The sequence below is a fragment of the Chitinophaga caseinilytica genome (genome assembly GCF_038396765.1).
GTDB classification, from domain to species: domain Bacteria; phylum Bacteroidota; class Bacteroidia; order Chitinophagales; family Chitinophagaceae; genus Chitinophaga; species Chitinophaga caseinilytica.
In genome coordinates, this window is record NZ_CP150096.1 from 2,210,694 (window position 1) to 2,231,573 (window position 20,880).

Genomic DNA, 20,880 nt, shown 5'->3' on the forward strand with positions numbered 1-20,880 from the left:
TTTTGCAAAGTTACGTTTATATCGACGAATAATCGCCCTTTTTATCACATCCGGGGCCGCCAGGGGAGTTCTTCCACCTGTAACTGATGCCCCACATACCGCGCCAGCATGAACAGGTAATCGCTCAGCCGGTTGATATATTGCAGCACGAGCGGCTCAACCGGTTGTCCTTCGTCCATCAGCGCCACGCACAGCCGTTCCGCCCGCCGGCAAACGCACCGGGCGATATGGCAATGCGATACGGCTACGTGGCCGCCGGGCAGGATGAAATGTTTCATTTCCGGTAAGGTCGCGTCCATTTTGTCCATCGCGTCTTCCAGCATTTTAACGTCTTCTTCGTGGAGATCGGGCCGTTTCATTTTGGATTCCTTCTCCGGGTCGGTGGCCAGGGAGGCGCCGATGGTGAATAGGCGGTCCTGCGATTCGCGGAGCATGGCGCGCACGTCGGGGTCGGTCATATGATCGTTGACGAGGCCGATCCAGGAGTTCAGTTCGTCTACGGTGCCGTAAGTTTCGATGCGGAGGTGCCCTTTGGAGACTTTGGTGCCCCCGATGAGGGAAGTCTTGCCTTTGTCGCCCGTTTTGGTATATATTCTGAAAGCCATAATGCAGGGTTTTGGGCGAATGTACTGAAAAAAGCGGCCCCGGTGGTTGACCGGGGCCGCTTTCGATATCTTGAAGAAAAGCCGGTTTATCTGGCTACCGCTTCCCTTACGGGGTTCATTTTGTCGGATTCCACGAGGCCGTCGCGCAGGCGGATGATGCGGCGGGCGTGTTCGGCGATGTCTTCCTCGTGCGTAACCAGCACTACGGTGTTGCCGCCGGCGTGGATTTTCCCAAAAATGTCCATGATTTCGATGGATGTTTTGGTATCCAGGTTACCGGTGGGCTCGTCGGCCAGGATGAGCGAGGGGTCGTTCACCAGTGCCCGGGCGATGGCCACGCGTTGGCATTGGCCGCCGGAAAGCTCGTTGGGCTTGTGTTTGTATCTTTCGCCAAGACCAACCTTTTCAAGCATGGCGCGGGCTTTGTCTTCCCGTTCCCGCTTGCTGATGCCGGCGTAGATGAGGGGAACGGCCACGTTTTCGAGTGCGGTGAGGCGGGGCATGAGGTTGAACTGCTGGAATACGAACCCGATCTCCTGGTTGCGGATGCGGGCCAGTTCGTTATCCTCCATCCTGCTCACATCGTGCCCGCTGAGGATATAACTGCCGGCGGTGGGTGTGTCCAGCGCGCCGAGGATGTTCATCAGGGTGGATTTGCCGGAGCCGGAGGGCCCCATGAGGGCTACGTATTCGTTGCGGCCAATGTCCAGGCTCACGCCTTTGAGGACAGGCAGCTCGTTTTTGCCGATGAAATAGCTTTTCCGGATGCCTTCCAGGTGGATAACGGATTGGGTCATATTATTTCTTGATTACTTTGGGAACGCTGAAATATTCGTCTGTGTGGACGGGTGCGTTGCGAAGCCCTTCTTCCCGGGTAATGGCCGGGAGCACAGCGTCTTCGCGGAAAACGTTGGCGTCGCGGGTCATGTGCAGCAGTGGTTTCACATCTGTCGTGTCCAGTTCGTTCAGTTTCTCCACAAAGGTGATCATCCGCTGGAGGTCCTGCCGGATGGTTTCCCCTTCTTCCTGGCCGATTTCCAGTCTTGCCAGCGTAGCCAGCTGCCGGATCAGGGCGTCATTCACTTCCATGTGTTTAAATTAACGATTTAAAGCTAATAAAATGTATTCATATAACCGATAAATGTGATCGGTCGTACAAAAATAGGGATTATTGGGCGGGATGTGGATGTATCCTTTCCCAAAAGCCTTGTTAAAATTTCTTATTTTGCGGCCCGATATGGCTAAGGAAAAAGAAATCGTAGTGAGCGGCATCCGCTCTACAGGCATTTTGCACCTCGGAAACTATTTTGGTGCCATCCGTAATTACATCCGGATGCAGGAAGAATTCAACTGTTATTTTTTCGTGGCCGACTGGCATGCCCTCACCACGCATCCTGACCCTACCAGCCTGCGCGGCAACGTGTACCGGGTGCTGGCCGAGAACATCGCTTCCGGCCTCGATCCCGATAAAGTTACCTTGTACGTACAGAGCGATATTCCGGAGATCGCGGAACTTTACCTGCTGCTCAATATGATGGCGTATAAAGGGGAACTGGAAAGAGTGCCTACGTTCAAAGATAAAGTACGTCAGAATCCCAATAACGTGAACGCCGGGCTGCTGACCTACCCCGTCCTCATGTCTGCCGATATCCTCATTCACCGTGCGGTGAAAGTACCCGTAGGCAAAGATCAGGAGCAGCACCTCGAAATGAGCCGCAACTTTGCGCAGCGCTTCAACGAGCGCTATGGAGAACTCTTCCCCGAGCCGTACCCGTTCAACTACGGCGACGATCTCGTGCGTATCATGAGCCTCGACGGCAACGGTAAAATGAGCAAAAGCGAGAACGAGAATTCCACGCTGTACCTCAACGACAGCGATGATTCCATTCGCGCCAAAATAAAGAAGGCAAAGACGGACAGCGGCCCCCAGGAGCCCAATTCCGCCAAGCCCGATTATATCGAAAACCTCTTCACGCTGATGAAATTGGTTTCTACGCCCGACACCGTGCAGTTCTTCGAAGACGCCTTCAACGGTTGCAGCATCCGCTACGGCGATATGAAAAAGCAGCTGGGCGAGGATATGGTGAACTTCATCCGCCCGATCCGCGAGAAGGCCGAAGCGATCCAGCAAGACCATGCCTACCTGCACCGCATCATGCGCCAGGGGGCCGAGAAATCCCGCGAGTCCGCCGCCGCCACGCTGGCCGAGGCGCGCAAGCTCATGGGCCTCAATTTCTATTGATCTATTTTTCTATTTGAATCATACCCCCAATGCATGGCAAAGAATAAAATCAAGCATATTGCGGTAGCCGGTAATATCGGCGCCGGAAAAACCACCCTCACGGAAATGCTGTCGAAGCATTACAAATGGGTGCCGCAGTTCGAGGACGTAGAGCATAATCCATATCTGACTGATTTTTATGACGATATGCCGCGCTGGTCGTTCAACCTGCAGGTATATTTTCTGCACAGTCGCCTCAAGCAACTGGTTGATATCCAGCATGGTAAGGATACCGTGATCCAGGATCGCACCATCTATGAAGATGCGCACATTTTTGCGCCGAATCTGTACGAGATGGGCTTGATGACGAAGCGCGATTTCGATAACTATTTTAATTTCTTCGAGACGTTGAAATCGATGGTAAAACCGCCGGATTTATTGATTTATTTGCAGGCATCCGTACCTACACTGGTGGCGCAGATCCAGAAGCGCGGCCGTGAGTATGAGGAAAATATCCGGCTCGACTATCTGAAACGCCTCAACGAATATTACAACAGTTGGATCGAGAAATATAAGGATGGTCCGTTGCTTATCATCGACGTCGACAAAAATAAGTTCCCGGAAAACGAGGAAGATCTCGGTGAAATTATTTCGCGCGTAGATTCAGAGCTGTACGGGCTTTTCTAAGTTTTTGAAGTGATAAAATCTATCTCCGTCAAACGGTAATCTCCGTTTTTCGGAGATATTTTTTTTGGTGCGAATGCAGCGCGCCGTTAGTTTTGGGATATTGTTTGATGAACCCATTTTTTTATGATCATTGTTTGTTCTTTGGCCCTGCAATGGGTGTTACTGCAATTATTTCCTATCCCTCCTTTGCTGGAGGTTTTTGACACTTGGAACGAGCCGGGGCGGCTGGCGGCGTTGCGGCGTGTTTCGGCGGGTGTGTATTCCGAGAAAAGATTCATGATCGAAGGATGGAACGTTCATGCGTTGGCTGTGGCTTTTCCTGCGGGAGGGGGCGTGGCGGGCGTGAAGGTGCTGCATGCTGGCATACGGCCGTATGCGGAAACGCAGGCCAGCCTGATGTATGGGTTGCGTTTGGGGAAGTCGGTGATGGCCGCGGCGGGGTTTGGTTTGAGCGCGGGGGATGCTGCTGCGGAATTGGGGACGGTGTGGGAAACGGGGCAGCGATGCCGGATTGGGATGCAGTGCAAGATGGGGGCTTCCGGAGCGGAGTACGGAGGTGTTTCGGTGGCTTTCGGGGCGGCGGGGCCGGTCGAAATAGAATTGGCTGCCGGTAAAGCCGCGGGGCAGGTAGTGTCCGGGCGGGCGCAGGTGCTTTACAGGCCGGTGGAAAGGTTGCTGATCGTGGGTGGCTATGCTGCAGGGCCATTGTTTCCCTATGTGGGCGTGGGTTGGACGGCCGGTTGGTGGAGGATGGGAGTAGTGGGGCGGTGGCATCCTTATCTGGGGGTTTCGCCTGGGATTTTGATCGGGTGGAATGGTAAGGATTGACGTGCTGAGGTTGAGATGTGCGATGAGTGCTATGCTTATTAAATTAACTGCAAGCTGGTTGTTGACCGTAATGTAATGAGTCATGTATTTCGGTAGCTCATGGTTTCTAATTGGATCATCCAGATGGAACTGGGGGGCTGTTTTGCGAGGGATCTTTATCGCGTACTGCAAGTTTTGTAACGTGAGGCAAGGATGTTCCTCTTTGTTTGGAAGCGGATTGTTAACCTCGGAATGGTGAATTATGGGTTTGAATAAAATTTGTTTCCGATTTGGAGTGTCCAGATGGGGCACGCGGACAATTGCGCGATGGACATTCATCGCGTACAGTATGTTTTGCAGCGCAATGCATGGATTTACAAGCCTGGTAGTTTGAAATCAGATTGTTAACCTCTGAATAATGAATCATGGGTTAGAATAATAAGTGTTTCCGATTTGGAGTGTCCAGAAGAAGCACGTGAACAAATACGCGATGGACATTCTTCATGTACTGTATGTTTTGCGTTGCAATGCATGGGTATGCAAGCCTGGTAGTCTGAAATCAGATTGTTAACCTCGGAAAAATGAATCATGGGTTTGAATAAAATTGTTTCCGATATGAAGTATCCGGATCGGGCGCACGGATTATTGCGCGATGGCCATTCTTTTCCTACAGTATGTTTTGCAACACAATGCGTGGGTATGCAATCCAGGTAGACTGAAATCAGATTGTTAACCTCGGAATAATGAATCATGGGTTTGAATAAGATTGTTTCCCGATATGGGGTATCCAGGTGGGGCACGATGGCTATTGTGCGATGGACACACTTCGCGTACAGTATGATTCGTGGCGCAATGCATGGATATACAAGCCCGGTAGTTTGAAATCAGATTGTTAACCTCGGAATAATGAATCATGGGTTTGAATAGTAAATATTTCCGATTTGGAGTATCCAGATGGGGCACGCGGACTATTGCGCGATAGAACGTTCTTTGCGTACAGTATGTTTCGCAGCGCAATGCATGAATATGCAAGTCTGATAGCCTGAAATCAGATTGTTGACCTCAGAATAATGAATCATGGGTTTGAAGAATATTTGTTTCCGATTTGGATTTTCCAGATGGGGCACGCGAACTGTTGTGTTATGGACGTTCGTGTACTGCATGTTTTGCTGTGTAATGCAAGGATATGCCTGCCAGGAGGAGCCTCAGAACGTCGAAGAGTGGCAGGAACAACAAGCCGGATCGGCTCCTGAAGAAATGCGGGAGAACGATGAGCAATGGACATTGCTGCAACGCTATCTCCGCCGACCGCTGAACCTGAACACAGCCACGGCAGAGGAGCTCCAGGAGTTGGGGATTTTGCTGCCGGAGCAAGTCTCCCAGCTATTGGAACACCGGAAAACACTCGGCCCCCTTATCGCGATATATGAATTGCAGGCGATAAAAGGGTTCGACATGCCGACCATCCGGCGATTACTACCTTACGTCTCCGCAGGAAACGCTTTTATTGAGCAGATTCCCTTCCGTAACTACTGGACCGAAGGCAAACACTCCCTGCAATTACGTTATGCCAGAACCTGGGACGGGCCCGGCAGATCGCTGTTCCCTACCGCCGAAAAACCGCCGGCGTATATCGGCGGCCCCGATAAACTGACCTTGCGGTACCGTTATTCAATGGGCCGACACATGGGCTGGGGCCTCGTGCTGGAGAAGGATGCAGGCGAGTCCTGGTTGCGGAAAAGCGCAGTCCCACTGCCGGACCACGTTGGGTTTCATTGGGTGGTAAGGCGCCCCGGACTTTTGAAAACGCTGGTGTTGGGAGATTATACCATCAATTTCGGGCAAGGGCTCATACAATGGCATGGAATGGCGCCTGGCAAAGGTTCCTCCGTCCTATACTTCAAAAGGGAAGGAGAGACTTTGCGACCGTATGCAGGCGCGGGGGAGTTTTACTTCTACCGAGGCGTTGCGTCAACATTGGTTTTGCGCAAATCTGAAATCACCTCCTGGTTATCCGCCCGCGCCCTCGACGGAAGAGTGAAACCTTCGGAAGCGGATACCACTGAAACTTTCGGTTCGATCCTTTCCGCAGGGTACCATCGAAGCATATCGGAACTGGAGGCCCGGGGGGAAATCAGACAATTTACAGTCGGCGCAAGCTGGAAGCGGCGCTGGCGGGCGGGACATGTGGCGTTCAATGCACAGGGCCAACATTTCTCCGTTCCGCTGCAAAGGGGCGATGATGGGTACCGGCTGTTCCGATTCCAGGGAGATCGCTTGCTCGAAGCCAGTGTCGATCATGCATTTAACTGGAGGAATGTCCATTTTTTCGGTGAAGCGGCGCGGGGTAGCACGGGGCATTGGGCCATGACGCAAGGCTGGCTGGCAGCATTATCATCCGCGGCGGATGCGGGTATGGTCTGGCGCACCGGAGCTCCGGGGTTCGTAGGTATGTACGGTGCGCCGTTCGGAACTACAGGTTTAGCGGGGAACGAACAAGGCTGCTATGGCGCCCTGCAATGGCGGGTACATCCCGCATTAGTGGCCGCGGGGTATGTGGATGTGTTTGGTTTTCCGTGGTTGCGCTACCGGGTAAGTGCTCCCTCCAAAGGGACGGATGCCCTGATTTCCCTGCAGTGGAATCCATCGCGGCACGCTATGGTGCAGGCCACCTATCGTTATACGGAAAAAATGCAGGATGTGCAGCTGGAGGGCGCCATGGAAAAGGTCCTCATGCAGCAACGTGGGCACCAGGTGCAGATGCGTTGTGAATTTCCGTTATCGCCGGTCTTGACCTGGCGGGCAAGGGCGCAATGCCAGCTGCTGGCGCCATCCGGTACCTGGATCGCCATGCAGCAATGGAACTGGCGGTCGGGGAAATGGAAGGGGAGTTGCAGTCATGCCTGGTACGACGGCGGCGCGGGATTGGGCATGTACTTGTCTGGGCTGGGGTTTCCGGGAGATGGGACGGTTGCGCGTTTCAGCGGAATTGGCTGGTATTTGCGATGTCAGGCGCAACGCAACTTCGGCGATCGTTGGAGCGCATGGTGCAGTTGGCAATTCTCACGGAGCAGGGCACCCGTCCAGACCCTTTCAGAATGGCGGAAAGGTGCGCTGATAGAGGGGAGGAGCACTGTGCAGCTGCAGGTACAGTACGAATGGGGGCGGCACGAATGATTCCCAGCCGTTTCCCGGTATTTGGTTAAACGAAATCATCTTTCCCGCGTTATAATTCCAGACTTTCGTCCAAAACACTATGCGATTGCAGTTTTACATAGTATCTTACATCGCTTTTTGAGCAAGTAAAGCCTTTACCTCTTTGATGATTTAGATTTTGATTGACACCAACTGATCATCAATCCGCCGGTTTCTTCGGAAACCGGCTTTTTTATGCCCAATCCCCAAAAAACTTTGCTCTTTTTCAAACAAATTTGAGGGCATCATGAAAAGTTGGCGGAGATTTTGAAAGTCAACAACTTATCTAGTGCTCGCCGCATATCCGCTGCAGTGAACCGTTAATAAGCCTTAACAAAGTTTTAACTTAAAATTTTTGCGGATTCAAAAAACTACCTATTTTGCGGGTGTCAACCAAAATCTAAATCATCTATGAAAAAGGCTCTACTTTTTCTCGCCACTGCCGTGGTGAGCAGTAGTCTGGCTTATGCTCAACAGCGCCAGATTACAGGGAAGGTCAGAGGAGACGATGGAGCTCCCATCCCCTTCGCCACCATCCAGATAAAAGGCACCACCACAGGCACCACCACCGACCAGGCCGGCAACTTCCAGCTCAATATCCCCGGCAGCAACACGGTCCTCATCGTCCGGAGCCTGGGATACCTCAACCGGGAAATCCCCGCCGGCACCAGCACCACCCTGGATGTCGTACTTCAAACCGACAACACCAACCTCGATGAAGTAGTGGTAACCGCCCTCAACATCAAACGCTCCCAGAAATCCGTCCCCTACGCCGTTCAGCAAGTGGATGCCGCCAGGCTCACCCAAACCCGGGAAACCAACATCAGCTCCACGCTCGCCGGTAAAGTAGCGGGCGTCCAGATCCAGGGACAGTCAGGCGCCAAAATCGGCCAGGGCGCCGTTGTCCGCCTCCGCGGCGCAGGCTCCCTCTCAGATAAAAACCCGCTCTTCGTCCTCGATGGAACGCCCGTCAGTCCAGACGATATCAACATGGACGACGTTGAGAACATCTCCGTCCTCAAAGGCCCCAACGCCACCGCGCTCTACGGCCAACGCGCAGACGCCGGCGTGGTAGTGGTCACCTCCAAAAAGGGCCGCCTCAACCCAGGCATCGGGCTCCAACTCAACCAAACCACCACCTTCGACAAAGTTTACATCCTCCCCGACTATCAAAACGAATACGCCGGCGGCGGCGTCAGCAACCTCATGCGCTTCAAATGGCAAGCCGGCATGCCCGACGATTGGAAAACGATGGACGGGAAATTCTATCACGACTATTCCGACGACGCCAGCTGGGGCCCCCGCATGGTAGGCCAGGAATACATCCCCTGGTACGCCTGGTACCCGGGCGCCAACTTCGGAAAAACCGCAAAACTCGTTGCGCAACCCGATAATGTGCGCGACTTCTACCGCACCGGCATTTCATACAACAATAACGTCAACTTCATGAAAGCAGGAGAAGGGTACAACGTCCGCGTGTCTTTCACCAACCTGCAACGGACCGGCGTGATCCCCAACTCCAGCCTCGATAAAAACTCCTTCTCCACCCAGGCCAACTTCGACATGGGCCGCCACTTCACCGTAGGTGCCAACGTGTATTACGTTACCGAAAACCTGAAAGGTGAATTCAACGACGGCTATTCCAACAACTCGTCCGGTTCGTTCAACCAATGGTTCCACCGCGATCTCGACCTCGGCAAACTCAAGGAACTTCGTGGCCTGAAATCCCCACAGGGCGCCCTCGGCAGCTGGAACCACAACAACCCTGACAGCTACAGCGGCGCCAATCCGCTCAAATTCTACGGCGCCAACTTCTGGTACAACTTCTTCTCCTACTTCGATGCGATCGATAACTTCTCGCAACGCAATCGCGTTTTCGGCGATATCAACCTCACCTACAAACTGAACGATCATTTCAAGGTCGCCGCATTTTTCAGGAGAAACGAACTGAACGTCAACCGCGAAGAAAAAACACCCTACATCCTCGAAAGCAGCGCCACGCAAACCGGCGTGAAACAAGGGTATTTTACCCGCCAGGATTGGGTGCGCGAAGATAACTATGAAGGGCTCGCATCCTACAACAACCAGTTCTTCGACCGCGCGCTGAGCGTCGATTTCAACCTCGGCGGCAACATCCGGAAAAACAGCTCGTCGTTCATCAGCGCATCCACCGTCAACGGTTTGACCGTGCCCGACCTGTTTACGCTGTCGAATTCGAAAGACCCGATCACCTATTCCAACGACCGTTTCAATAAAACCGTTCGCAGCGCCTATGCCAGGACCACGCTCGGCTGGAAAGACATTTACTTCCTCGACGCGTCTATCCGCAACGACATCAGTTCCGCGCTTCCCAAAAACAATAATTCCTACTGGTACCCTTCCGTTGGCGCCAGCATCATGTTCAGCGAATACCTGAAAAAATCGATTCCCTTCCTGTCGTTCGGTAAACTCCGCGCGGGATGGGCCCAAATCGGTTCCGACCTCGATCCGTATCAACTCGAGCTCATCTATTCGCTGGAGCCGACGCAGTTCGGCAAGAACTCGCCGATGTTCACCCGTAACACCCTGCCTAACGACGGCATCATGCCCTCACTTTCTTCTTCGATGGAATTGGGGACGGATTTGAAATTCCTGCAAAACAGGCTGGGCGTGAGTTTCACGTACTATCGCGAAGACAAGCGCAACGAAATACTCACCGTAAACGTGTCTAACGCCAGCGGCTTCCTTTCCAAAGTGATCAACGCGGGTAGCCTGGTCCGTAACGGCATCGAGCTGCAACTGGACGCAACGCCGGTAAAAACGCTGGATTTTAACTGGGAAACCACGATCAACTTCGCAAAGAGCAAATCTGTCGTGAAAAGACTTACCGACGATGTGAAAACCTATACCCTGCCCAATACGGACCGTGGCGGTGCGGCGGTTTCTTTCGGCGTGGCCACCGTGGTGCATGCGGAAGGGGAAGACTGGGGCCAGCTGCGCGGGAACGGGATCAAACGCATCAACGGCCAACCCGTTCTGAATGCAGATGGTACTTTTGCCATGGAACAAAACCTCTACTTCGGTTCGGTGCTTCCGGATTTTATGGGAGGATGGTTTAACCAGTTCACCTACAAAGACATCACGCTGACCGCAGCGCTCGATTTCCAGAAAGGCGGAAAATATTTTTCCCTGTCTGATTTCTGGGGATCATTCTCCGGATTGTATGCCAAAACCGCCGTCCTCAATGATAAAGGTATTCCTGTCCGCGATCCCGTTGCCGATGGTGGCGGTGTAATGGTGGAAGGGGTGGACGCAGACGGCAAAGCCGTGAAGAAATACGTGGAAGCACAGACATATTGGCACCAGTTCCGTACCAACAGCAACATCGCGGATATGTCCATTTTCGACGCATCGTTCTTAAAACTGCGCGAAGTGAGCCTCGGCTACAATCTGCCGGTGAAGAAATGGGCGCCCAAAGTATTCACGCAGGCCAACATTTCACTGGTTGCCAGGAACGTGTGGCTGATTTATGCTGACGAAAAAGGATTCGATCCCTCCGAGCTGTCGGGCCGTTTCGGTGAAAACGGACAAATGCCCGGGGTACGGTCTTTCGGTGTTAACCTGAAACTTGGTTTCTAAAAAAATCAGATCATGAAAAGACATTTCAATAAAATATCCATCTGCCTGCTGCTTTCGGTGTTGTTTTCTGCGGAAAGCTGCAAGGATTTCGGTGATTTGAACGAATCGCCCAACGCAAGCGCATCGCCCGTAACGTCTGCATTGCTGACGGGCGCGGAAGTGTATCTCGGCAGCGGCAATTCCATGACGGTAAACTATGCGTTCGACGTGCGTTTCCTCAACGAAGGCGCCATGTACGTGCAATATACTTCCCAAACCCAGTACCCGGACGAATCTCAGTATTCCGTGACGGCAAGGGGATGGTCGCAGTACTTCGCCGGTCCGCTGGAAGATCTGCACAAGATCATCGAATACAATACCGACGAAACGAAGAAAAACCAGCCTACGGTTACTTCCGGCGGTTCCAATGCAAACCAGCTGGCAGTGGCCCGCATCCTCAAGGCATATTATTTCGCGCAACTGACCGATATGTGGGGCGATGTGCCTTACAAGGAGGCGCTCGCCGGAATGGTAACGCCCAAATACGATACGCAGAAAGATATTTATACCGATCTGTTGAAGGAACTGAAGGAAGCGATCGGTCAGTTTGACGGCGGTGCCGCCGTGAAGGGCGATATTCTCTTCGAAGGCGATCCCGTGAAATGGAAGCGCTTCGCTAATTCCTTCCGCATGATCCTGGCATTGCGCCTTTCCAAGCGCGACGGTGAGATCGGCAATCTCGGGAAAACCGCTTTCGCCGAGGCGCTCGCCAGTCCGGCCGGCCTCATCGACCAGAACAGTGAGAATGCGTTCATGCCCTGGCCCGGAGGTTCTTATAAAAACCCCTGGTACCAGATGTACGACGGCCGTACCGACTACGCCATCAGCGCCACCCTGGCCGATACCCTGAAAAAATACGGTGATCCCCGCGTGTCCGTGTACGGCGAGCCGCACAGTGGTGTGGTAAAAGGTGTGCCCTACGGCCTTACCCGCGAGCTGCTCATCACCTGGTCTGCCAACAACCCCGACGCGTCCAAGATCGGGCCGGACATAACCGACGAAAAAGCACCTGACTATATCATCACCGCAGCGCAAATCCTGCTGTCGCGCGCGGAAGCCGCACAACTCGGCTGGACGGCCGAAAATGCGCAGCAGTTGTACAACGATGCCATCAAAGCGTCGTGGGAGCAATGGGGTGTTTTCGATCAAACCGCTTACGACGGCTACATCGCCGATGCAAAAGTTTCATTTGCCGGTGGGGAAGTGCTGCGGAAGATCGGTACCCAGAAGTGGATTGCGCTCTATCCCAATTCCTGGCAGGGTTGGGCGGAATGGCGCAGGATGGGCTGGCCCTTCATCAAGCCTACGGCGCATGCGGTGAACGTGAGCAAACAAATCCCCCGCCGGTATGGCTACCCCACCAACGAAATCACCCTGAACAAGGCGAACTACGGCGAAGCCGTGTCGCGGATGCAGGGCGGAGATACGCACGATGGCCGCGTTTGGTGGGATAAACAATAACTTATTTAATATATAAAAGTATTAGCATGTTCACTATACAGCTTTTCAGAAATATACTGCTCTGCAGCGGCGCAGTGCTGCTCGCGGCGGGATGCCAGAAAGAAAGCGATGGACTGGGAGGCGCGGGCCAGACGCTCGTCCGCCTGCCGGGTTCGCAAGATACCCTGATGGTTTTTGGGGTGGATTACAAAGCCACTTCCCAATCGGTCAACATCCTGGAAATTAACCGTTCTCCGCACAATGAAGGTGTTTTTAACGGGGAAACGATCGTGAAGATCAAGCCAGACGCCAGTCTGATCACCAAAATCAATAATAGCCGTGAAAAGGATTTCGAACCCCTTCCCGCCAACGCCTGGAGCCTCGACGCTTCCGTGAAACTGGTGAACGGGTTCTATGAAGTGCGTTTCGGGCCCGGGGAAATTGCGCAGTATATCAAGATAAATTTAAATACCAGTCTGTTGGATCTCACCAAGTCGTACGCGATGCCTTTCGTGCTGACGGAAGCCGTGAACGGCGTGGTTTCCAAAGGCCCGAACACCGCGCTGGTGCAGGTGATCATCAAAAACCAGTGGGACGGGAAGTACGCTGCCAGCGGCACTTTCTATCACCCGGTGAACGGTCCCCGGGCGATCGATGAGGATAAAGACCTCGTAACGGCAGGCCCGAATTCGGTCATTTGCAACCTCGGCGACCTGGGAACGAGCGGTTACCAAATGATATTGACGATCAACGCGGATAATTCCGTTACCATCGTACCCGCCGGGGCTACGCCCAACGTGGATATGAACTATGGAGTCAATAAGTATGACCCTGCCACTAAGGCTTTTACGCTGAATTATGCCTATAATACGGCGGCTCCCCGCATCGTCCGGGAAACGATCACCCGCAAATAAGTCTTTGCTTTGTTAGTTCTATTTTAAAAACAGCCTCCAAATGCGGAGGCTGTTTTTTATTTTTGTGCTTTCTAATCCACATAATAATGGAAAATCAAGACGAGCAGCAACAGCTGAACATTGAACTGAGCGAGGAAGTAGCAGACGGAACGTATGCCAACCTGGCGATCATCACGCATTCTCCGTCAGAGTTTGTAGTGGATTTTATCAACGTGATGCCCGGTTTGCCGAAAGCCCGGGTGAAGTCAAGGATCATTTTGACGCCACAGCACGCCAAGCGCCTCATGAAAGCACTGGCAGACAATGTAAAGAAATATGAATCCGCCCATGGTACGATCCAGGACCAGGAGCCGGTTTCCTTACCGATGAACTTCGGCGGCCCCACCGCCCAGGCATAACCGAATCACGAGAATGGAGCAAATTTTTTCGTACGGGCAATTGCGGGATTTCACCCGTGATGTTTTCCTGAAAATGGGCTGTTCTGCCGGACATGCCGATCTCGCAGCCACCGTTTTATTGTCGGCCGACCTTAGAGGGATTGATTCTCATGGGGTTGCGCGTTTAAGCGGGTACGTTCGCCTTTGGGAAGCGGGCCGCATCAACCCTACGCCCGATATCCGGATCGTTCATGAAACGCCTTCTACGGCGGTAGTGGACGGTGATGGTGGTCTCGGGCTGGTGGTAGCGCCCTTTGCCATGCAGGTAGCGATCGACAAAGCGAAGATCGCGGGCACGGGATGGGTGAGCGTACGGCATTCCAACCACTTCGGGATAGCCGGTTACCATGCCATGATGGCGCTGGAACAGGATATGATCGGAATGGCGATGACGAACGCCAGCCCGTTGGTAGCTCCTACCTTCGCTACCGAACGGATGTTGGGCACCAATCCGATCGCCGTGGCGATCCCCGCGGGAGAGCAGCCGCCTTTTGTAGCCGATTTCGCCACCACCACGGCGGCGAACGGTAAGCTGGAGATCCTCCAGCGCAAGGAACAGGAAGCCCCCGAAGGCTGGGTGCAGGACAAAAACGGCAATCCCAGCACCAACCCGAACGAGCTCAAAAGCGGTGGCGCCCTGCTGCCCCTGGGTGGCGACCGCGAACACGGAAGCCATAAAGGCTATTGCCTGGGCGCGATCGTTGATATATTTTCGGCCGTGCTTTCCGGCGCCAATTACGGGCCTTGGGCACCTCCGTTCGTCAGTTTCCTCCCGCTTCCCCCGGACCCCGTGGGCAAAGGGCTCGGGCATTTCTTCGGCGCCATGCGCACCGACGCTTTCCGCCCGGCAGACGAATTCAAGGCGCACATGGACACCTGGATCAACCGCTTCCGAAGCGCGCAAACCGTTCCCGGCGAGGAAAAAGTCCTCATCCCCGGCGATCCCGAACGCGAAATGCAGGCCCTCCGGCTCGAAGCCGGCATCCCAATTCTCGCCCCCGTCGTCAAAGACCTCGGCGAAGTAGCATCGAAATTTAAAATCAATTTTTAAGTAATATTTATCACAAACAAATGAAAGTCTTAAAATTTGGCGGAACCTCGGTTGGCAAACCGGAACGTATGCATTCCGTGGCGCAGTTGATCACAGCAGACGCTGATGCCAAAATCGTGGTACTGTCCGCTCTCTCCGGAACTACCAATGCGCTTGTCGAAATCGGTAATTCGCTCGCCGAAGGAAAAAAGGCCGAAGCGAAACAGCTGATCGACAAACTGGAAAGCCACTATCGTTCCTTCTGCCTGGAACTGGTGAAGACCGATGCCGGACGGGACGCCGCCAAAGCCATCGTAGACGAACATTTCGAGTTTCTCAATATCATCCTCCGCATTTCCTTCAACGAAGCGCTGAACAAAGACATCCTCGCCCAGGGCGAACTGCTGTCTACCAAACTGTTCGGCGCCTACCTGGCGGAAGCGGGCGTGAAATCCGTATTGCTGCCGGCACTCGAGTTCATGAGCATCGACGAGTTCGAAGAACCCGAAATTCCGCGCATCAAAGTAAAACTCAACCAGCTCCTCGAACAGCATAAAGGCGAAACCACTTTCATCACGCAAGGCTATATCTGCCGCAACGCGCGCGGAGAAGTGGACAACCTGAAACGCGGCGGCAGCGATTATTCCGCTTCCCTCATCGGCGCTGCCATCCAGGCGAAGGAAGTACAAATCTGGACGGATATCGACGGGATGCACAACAACGATCCCCGTGTTGTGAAGAAAACCTTCCCCATCGAGCAACTGTCGTTCGATGAAGCGGCAGAGCTGGCCTACTTCGGCGCAAAAATTCTCCATCCCGCATCTATCTGGCCTGCACAGCATTTCAACATTCCCGTGAAACTGCTGAACACCATGCAGCCCGAAGCGAAAGGCACCATCATCACCGAAATGCCCAACGGCAACGGTGTGAAAGCCATCGCGGCGAAAGACGGCATCATTGCCATCAAAATCAAATCCAGCCGCATGCTCCTCGCTTACGGCTTCCTCCGCAAAATCTTCGAGATCTTCGAGAAATACCGCACCCCGATCGATATGATCACCACTTCCGAAGTGGCCGTTTCCATTACGATCGACGATCAGCGTCACCTCGACCAGATCCTCAAGGAACTGCAACCCTTCGGTACCGTTGAGCTGGACCATCACCAGGCCATCGTTTCCATCGTGGGCAACGAAGTGGCGGCTACACCGTCCATCCTCAAAAAACTGTTCGACTCCCTCAATGAAGTGCCCCTCCGCATGATTTCTTACGGCGGCAGCAGGCATAACATTTCCATCCTCGTAGGCGGTCAGCACAAGGAGAAAACACTCCAGCTGCTGAACAAAGGCCTGTTCGGGCTGGAATAGTGGACGGATGTTGATCGACAATACAGGCTGAAGCAGATGTTGCTTCAGCCTTTTTTATTTGGATGAGAGGCGGAAGGAGACAGGTTAAATGGTATGTTTCGTGCGATCCGGTAGCGCAGTGCCCGCATTTGAGTTGACGCCCGGCGGATTTTAATTTGTCCGGTGGAATGCTTTTTTATTCACAGCCCGACATCGAAAGCCATGAAATGTTATTCGCCGAGTCGCCGCTTTAAGGAGCCGGTTCAGGCTGATGATGCATCACACGGAACGCAATTGCACACTGACGGTCCCGGTTTCCTTCGCTTTGCCTTCGAAGTACCCGATCTTCCGCATCCGGAAAACGTCCAGCGAATACACGCCGAATTCCTCGATCACTTTTCCTTCCAGGATATAGAACCCGCTTTTCTGGAACGGGTACCGCCGCAGGCTGTCGGGAAAATGCACCGTGTCAAGGAAATCGCCGTTACGGTCGAGGAAAGTGCCGAAGCACATGGGCTCCTGCTTCGAAGTGTACACATGTTTCAGCGTTACGAGGTTGCCGAGCATGGTTACATGTTGACCGAGGTGATTTTCCAGTTCCGCCACGGGCATGTACGCACGCTGATCGTGCTGCAGCACGTCGAAAGGAGAGGAAAGCGGGAATCCCAGCAATTCGATCTCGTCGAACGCATCTTCGTGCTCGTGGTACGAAAGTGCCGGCAGCGCCCAGTTGTGCGAAGGTTCCTGGAAAAGCCCTGGTCGCGCGGGGCCGGCGGTTTCCTTGCGGAGTAATGCCGCACTTTTCCACAACAGGTTTTTCTTCGTTTCCTTCGTGAAATGAAACGCCCCGATGCGAACGAGGATTTCCAGTTGCGCGGCACCCGGCTGCGTACGGTCCACGAAATCCTCCATCCCCGCGAACCGCCCGTTCATCCGCCGCTCCTCCAGCACCGATTCCATCCAGGATTGTTCCAGCTTCTCCACATGGATGAACCCGACATGCACCTCGTTCCCTTTGATATTGGTCAGGTAATCACTATGATTGACGCAGGGCGGATGGATGCGGGCGCCCGTTTTCCGCAGCTCCCGGAAATACAGCTCGCGGTTGTAAAATCCGCCGAAATTGTTGATCACGGCCACCATGAACTCCGCCGGAAAGTAAGTTTTGAGGTATAAACTCTGGTAACTTTCCACCGCAAAACTGGCCGAATGCGCTTTGGAGAACGAAAAATTCGCAAAGCTTGCGATCTGCCGCCAGACTTCTTCGCTGACGGCCCTCGGCCGGCCGAGCTTTTCACAATTATCGAAAAACAGGTTTTTGATCTTCTCGAAATTCTGCTGGCCGCGGTACTTCCCCGCCATGGCGCGCCGCAAAGTATCCGCGTCTGCCAGGTCGAGATTGGCGTAGTGATGCGCCACCTTGATCACGTCTTCCTGGTAGACCATCACGCCATACGTCTCTCCCAGCAAGGTTTTCATGATCGGATGAAGGTATTCCACTTCCTCCGGCCGGTGAAAATTCAATACATATTGCCGCATCATCCCAGCCTGCGCCACGCCCGGCCGGATAATGGAACTGGCGGCCACCAGCGTGATGTAATCGTCGCAACGCAACTTGCGCAGCAGTTGCCGCATAGCAGGCGATTCGATATAAAAACACCCGATCGTCTGCACGTTCCGCAACGCATCGCGGACGCGCGTATCTTCCATAAAGGTTTTAACGTCGTGGATATCGATCTCCACGCCCCGGTTTTCTTTAATAATATCCAGTGTATCGCGGATATGGCCGAGGCCGCGTTGACTGAGAATGTCGAACTTATGCAGCCCGATCGCCTCGGCCAGGTGCATGTCCAGCTGCGCGGTGCTCAGTCCTTTCGGGGGCATATGCGTGGCGCAATATTGATGGATGGGCGCTTCGCTGATCAGCACCCCGCCCGCATGGATGCTCAGATGGTTCGGGAAACGGTCGAGCATGCGGCCATACCGGATAATGCGCTGGTGAACACTGTCTTCCCCAAGCTTCACCTGGTAAGGGTTTTCGAGGATTTTGTCGATTTCGCCTTTCGGCAATCCGTACACTTTTCCCAATTCCCGCACAATGGCGTTCGTTTGGAAGGTAGCCACCGTTCCCAAAAGCGCCGTATGTTCCGAAGTATATTTCCTGAAAATGTAATCGAAAATCTCATCGCGGTCGCGCCACGAAAAATCGATATCGAAATCCGGTGGCGATGTGCGGTGCGGATTGAGGAACCGCTCGAAATAAAGGTCCAGCGCGATGGGGTCTACATTCGTAATGCCCAGGCAATACGCAATGATGGAATTGGCGCCGCTTCCCCGGCCCACATGGAAAAAATCCCTGTGCCGCGCGTACCGCACAATGTCCCAGGTAATGAGGAAATACGCGTTAAAATCCTGTTGGTCCACGATGAGGAGCTCTTTGTCGATCCGCTGCCTCGCCTCCGCATTTCCCGTCCCGTACCGGTATTCCATCCCTTCGTAAGCGAGGTCGCGGAGCAGCTGACGGTCGCCGTCCCGGCTATGCGTAAACCGTTTTTTATTCAAATGCTGGCCGAACGTGAAGTGCAGCTGGCATTCCTCCATCACCCTGAGCGTATTGCGGACGATGTGCGGGAATTCCTTGAAATGCTCCAGTAGCTGGAACGGCGGGATGAAACACTCGTCCGTTCCGGCTACTTCTTCTGGCGGCAACTGGCTGATCAGCAAGTTGTTGTCTACCGCCCGGAGCACGCGGTGCAACCGCTGGGATTCTTCATTTTGAAAGCTAAAGGGTTGGAGAATAACGAGCTTTCCGGCATGTTGGCGGGTATCCGTACGGAAGAGCCGGTTCAGCTCCCGCGGACGGACCCCCATCAGTTCGTGTTCCGCCAGGGACGTCAGCGGAAACGCTCCCCAGGCATAGATGACGAAGGTATTTGGCAGATATGGCGCGCGGTCGGGATAGGGTTCGCCGGTCTGCAAATGGCGCGATAAAAACCGGTTGATGGTCAGCCATCCTTCCATGTCCTTCGCCAGTAAAATATACCGGAACGCCGATCCGTTGCGGCATTCCAGGCCCAGGACGGGCTTGATGTCCTGCTGCATGCATTCCTGCACGAACATCCACGCGTCGGTAGTGGCATTGATGTTCGTGAGCGCCAGCGATGTGATGCCGTGCGCTTTGGCCACGGAAACGAGCTCGTCCGTCCGGATCGTGCCGTACCGCAGGCTGAACCAGGATTTGCAATTCAGGTACATGTCAGTGTCCGGGATATCGTCGTTTCATAATAAATGTTTCTTTCTGGAACGGCTGTAGCTGCTGCTCGAAATTGCCGCTGCTGCTACTGCCGCGCATCAGGTATTGCCACCCGAACTGCGATTTGATACTGTCGATCGCCTGGTACAGCGAAATCATATCCGCCGTATCGTCGAAAAGACTGATCTGGTAATTCCCCGAAACGAGGTTGCTGAACCGGATCCCGATTAGCCGTACCAACAGCCGCCGGTCGTACAGCTTGGTAAACAGTTGTTTGACGTGGCCCAGCAGCACATGATCGCTGGACGAATACGGGATGCTCAATTGTTTGGTCACCGTTTCGAAATCCGAATACCGTATTTTGACCGTAACACAGCCTGTAAGCCGGTTTTGCTGCCGGAGCTCGAACCCGATCTTTTCCGTCATCCGCACCAGTTCGCTGTGCATAAAACCCAGGTCGATCGTGTCTTGCGGGAAAGTCGATTCCGTGGAGATGGATTTCTGTTCATGGAAAGGCACTACGGGCGATTCATCGATCCCATTGGCTTTGTTCCACAATGAAATGCCGTTTTTCCCCAACCACGCCTCCAGCAATCCTACCGGGATCTCGCTAAGCGTTTTTACCGTTTCCACCCCGCGCCGCCGCAGTTGCGCCGCCGTTTCCTTGCCCACCATGGGAATTTTTTCGACGGGCATGGGCGCCAGGAAACCTTTTTCCTGTCCGAAAGGGATGGAAAGCTGTCCATTGGGCTTGGCTTCGTTGGTGGCCACTTTCGACACCATTTTGTTCGACGCCAGGCCCAGGGAAATGGGCAGGTGCGTTTTGTGCATGATCTGCTGGCGGAGCTCGGACGTCCATTTGAGGGAGCCGAAATATTTGTCCATCCCTGTCAGGTCCAGGTAAAATTCATCGATCGACGATTTTTCGTACAGCGGGGCGGAGCCGGCGATGATATCGGTCACTTCCCGCGAAAAATGGCTGTATTCTTCAAAATCCCCGCTGCGGACGATCGCATGCGGACAAAGCCGCAGGGCCATTTTCATGGGCATGGCGGAGTGGATGCCGAAAGTACGGGCTTCGTAGCTGCAAGCCGCCACCACGGCGCGGTCGCTCTTACCGCCCACCAGCAGGGGCTTGCCTTTCAGGCTATGGTCCTTCAGGCATTCGACCGATACGAAAAAGCAGTCCAGGTCGAAATGCGCGATCGTTCGTTGGCCGTCTAACAACATAAAATCGTGTCTTTGAATCCAAAAATACTAAATAAATTAGTATTGCTAATATTATTGGCAA

The 20,880-nt window shown here is 53.7% G+C and carries 15 protein-coding genes; 10 read left to right on the top strand and 5 right to left on the bottom strand.

Annotated elements, in window-relative coordinates:
• Positions 1-44: 44 nt before the first annotated feature.
• From WJU22_RS09345 to gatC, 3 genes are all read right to left on the bottom strand, one after another.
• Positions 45-605, bottom strand: a complete 561-nt coding sequence (locus WJU22_RS09345) for a cob(I)yrinic acid a,c-diamide adenosyltransferase (RefSeq protein ID WP_341842973.1) — start codon at positions 603-605, stop codon at positions 45-47.
• Positions 606-691: 86 nt separating this feature from the next.
• Positions 692-1,402, bottom strand: coding sequence for an ABC transporter ATP-binding protein (locus tag WJU22_RS09350; RefSeq protein WP_341842974.1), 711 nt, complete (start codon positions 1,400-1,402; stop codon positions 692-694).
• A gap of 1 nt (position 1,403) precedes the next feature.
• Entirely contained in the window at positions 1,404-1,694 is a 291-nt protein-coding gene (gene gatC, locus WJU22_RS09355) for an Asp-tRNA(Asn)/Glu-tRNA(Gln) amidotransferase subunit GatC (protein WP_341842975.1), read from the bottom strand.
• Positions 1,695-1,842: 148 nt separating this feature from the next.
• Between gatC and trpS the strand changes: the two genes are divergently transcribed.
• The 10 genes from trpS to WJU22_RS09405 all read left to right on the top strand — a co-directional run bounded on the left by trpS (position 1,843) and on the right by WJU22_RS09405 (position 16,357).
• Positions 1,843-2,847 (top strand): tryptophan--tRNA ligase, encoded by a 1,005-nt coding sequence (trpS, locus tag WJU22_RS09360; protein ID WP_341842976.1) that lies wholly within the window; start codon positions 1,843-1,845, stop codon positions 2,845-2,847.
• Positions 2,848-2,880: 33 nt separating this feature from the next.
• Complete coding sequence (locus tag WJU22_RS09365) at positions 2,881-3,513, top strand: deoxynucleoside kinase (protein ID WP_341842977.1); 633 nt, start codon at positions 2,881-2,883, stop codon at positions 3,511-3,513.
• A gap of 186 nt (positions 3,514-3,699) precedes the next feature.
• Positions 3,700-4,341 carry a hypothetical protein gene (locus WJU22_RS09370; protein WP_341842978.1) on the top strand — a complete coding sequence of 214 codons (642 nt, stop codon included), beginning with the start codon at positions 3,700-3,702 and terminating at the stop codon, positions 4,339-4,341.
• A gap of 1,155 nt (positions 4,342-5,496) precedes the next feature.
• Positions 5,497-7,497: a helix-hairpin-helix domain-containing protein gene (locus WJU22_RS09375; protein ID WP_341842979.1), complete on the top strand. Its 2,001-nt coding sequence runs from the start codon at positions 5,497-5,499 to the stop codon at positions 7,495-7,497.
• Between the two features lie 429 nt (positions 7,498-7,926).
• Positions 7,927-11,133: a SusC/RagA family TonB-linked outer membrane protein gene (locus tag WJU22_RS09380; protein WP_341842980.1), complete on the top strand. Its 3,207-nt coding sequence runs from the start codon at positions 7,927-7,929 to the stop codon at positions 11,131-11,133.
• A 12-nt stretch (positions 11,134-11,145) separates the two neighbouring features.
• Positions 11,146-12,633, top strand: a complete 1,488-nt coding sequence (locus WJU22_RS09385) for a SusD/RagB family nutrient-binding outer membrane lipoprotein (RefSeq protein ID WP_341842981.1) — start codon at positions 11,146-11,148, stop codon at positions 12,631-12,633.
• 26 nt (positions 12,634-12,659) lie between these two features.
• Positions 12,660-13,526, top strand: a complete 867-nt coding sequence (locus tag WJU22_RS09390) for a BT_3044 domain-containing protein (protein WP_341842982.1) — start codon at positions 12,660-12,662, stop codon at positions 13,524-13,526.
• A gap of 86 nt (positions 13,527-13,612) precedes the next feature.
• Entirely contained in the window at positions 13,613-13,924 is a 312-nt protein-coding gene (locus WJU22_RS09395; protein WP_341842983.1) for a DUF3467 domain-containing protein, read from the top strand.
• Between the two features lie 13 nt (positions 13,925-13,937).
• On the top strand, positions 13,938-15,014 hold the full coding sequence (locus tag WJU22_RS09400; protein ID WP_341842984.1) for an Ldh family oxidoreductase: 1,077 nt from the start codon (positions 13,938-13,940) through the stop codon (positions 15,012-15,014).
• Positions 15,015-15,082: 68 nt separating this feature from the next.
• The gene (locus WJU22_RS09405; protein WP_341842985.1) at positions 15,083-16,357 is read left to right on the top strand and encodes an aspartate kinase; all 1,275 of its coding nucleotides are present in this window, start codon (positions 15,083-15,085) and stop codon (positions 16,355-16,357) included.
• 258 nt (positions 16,358-16,615) lie between these two features.
• On the opposite strand, the gene WJU22_RS09410 is transcribed toward WJU22_RS09405, so the two are convergent.
• Positions 16,616-19,591: a DNA polymerase III subunit alpha gene (locus WJU22_RS09410; RefSeq protein ID WP_341842986.1), complete on the bottom strand. Its 2,976-nt coding sequence runs from the start codon at positions 19,589-19,591 to the stop codon at positions 16,616-16,618.
• Between the two features lies 1 nt (position 19,592).
• Positions 19,593-20,819 (bottom strand): DNA polymerase IV, encoded by a 1,227-nt coding sequence (gene dinB / locus WJU22_RS09415; protein ID WP_341842987.1) that lies wholly within the window; start codon positions 20,817-20,819, stop codon positions 19,593-19,595.
• Positions 20,820-20,880: the final 61 nt, after the last annotated feature.

Excerpts from the sequence above, each read along its gene's own strand:
- WJU22_RS09380 (WP_341842980.1), top strand. The coding sequence starts at position 7,927 with ATGAAAAAGGCTCTACTTTTTCTCGCCACTGCCGTGGTGAGCAGTAGT.
- WJU22_RS09385 (WP_341842981.1), top strand. The coding sequence starts at position 11,146 with ATGAAAAGACATTTCAATAAAATATCCATCTGCCTGCTGCTTTCGGTG.
- trpS (WP_341842976.1), top strand. The coding sequence starts at position 1,843 with ATGGCTAAGGAAAAAGAAATCGTAGTGAGCGGCATCCGCTCTACAGGC.
- WJU22_RS09365 (WP_341842977.1), top strand. The coding sequence starts at position 2,881 with ATGGCAAAGAATAAAATCAAGCATATTGCGGTAGCCGGTAATATCGGC.
- WJU22_RS09345 (WP_341842973.1), bottom strand. The coding sequence starts at position 605 with ATGGCTTTCAGAATATATACCAAAACGGGCGACAAAGGCAAGACTTCC.
- WJU22_RS09390 (WP_341842982.1), top strand. The coding sequence starts at position 12,660 with ATGTTCACTATACAGCTTTTCAGAAATATACTGCTCTGCAGCGGCGCA.
- dinB (WP_341842987.1), bottom strand. The coding sequence starts at position 20,819 with ATGTTGTTAGACGGCCAACGAACGATCGCGCATTTCGACCTGGACTGC.
- WJU22_RS09400 (WP_341842984.1), top strand. The coding sequence starts at position 13,938 with ATGGAGCAAATTTTTTCGTACGGGCAATTGCGGGATTTCACCCGTGAT.
- gatC (WP_341842975.1), bottom strand. The coding sequence starts at position 1,694 with ATGGAAGTGAATGACGCCCTGATCCGGCAGCTGGCTACGCTGGCAAGA.
- WJU22_RS09410 (WP_341842986.1), bottom strand. The coding sequence starts at position 19,591 with ATGTACCTGAATTGCAAATCCTGGTTCAGCCTGCGGTACGGCACGATC.
- WJU22_RS09395 (WP_341842983.1), top strand. The coding sequence starts at position 13,613 with ATGGAAAATCAAGACGAGCAGCAACAGCTGAACATTGAACTGAGCGAG.
- WJU22_RS09375 (WP_341842979.1), top strand. The coding sequence starts at position 5,497 with ATGCAAGGATATGCCTGCCAGGAGGAGCCTCAGAACGTCGAAGAGTGG.
- WJU22_RS09350 (WP_341842974.1), bottom strand. The coding sequence starts at position 1,402 with ATGACCCAATCCGTTATCCACCTGGAAGGCATCCGGAAAAGCTATTTC.
- WJU22_RS09405 (WP_341842985.1), top strand. The coding sequence starts at position 15,083 with ATGCATTCCGTGGCGCAGTTGATCACAGCAGACGCTGATGCCAAAATC.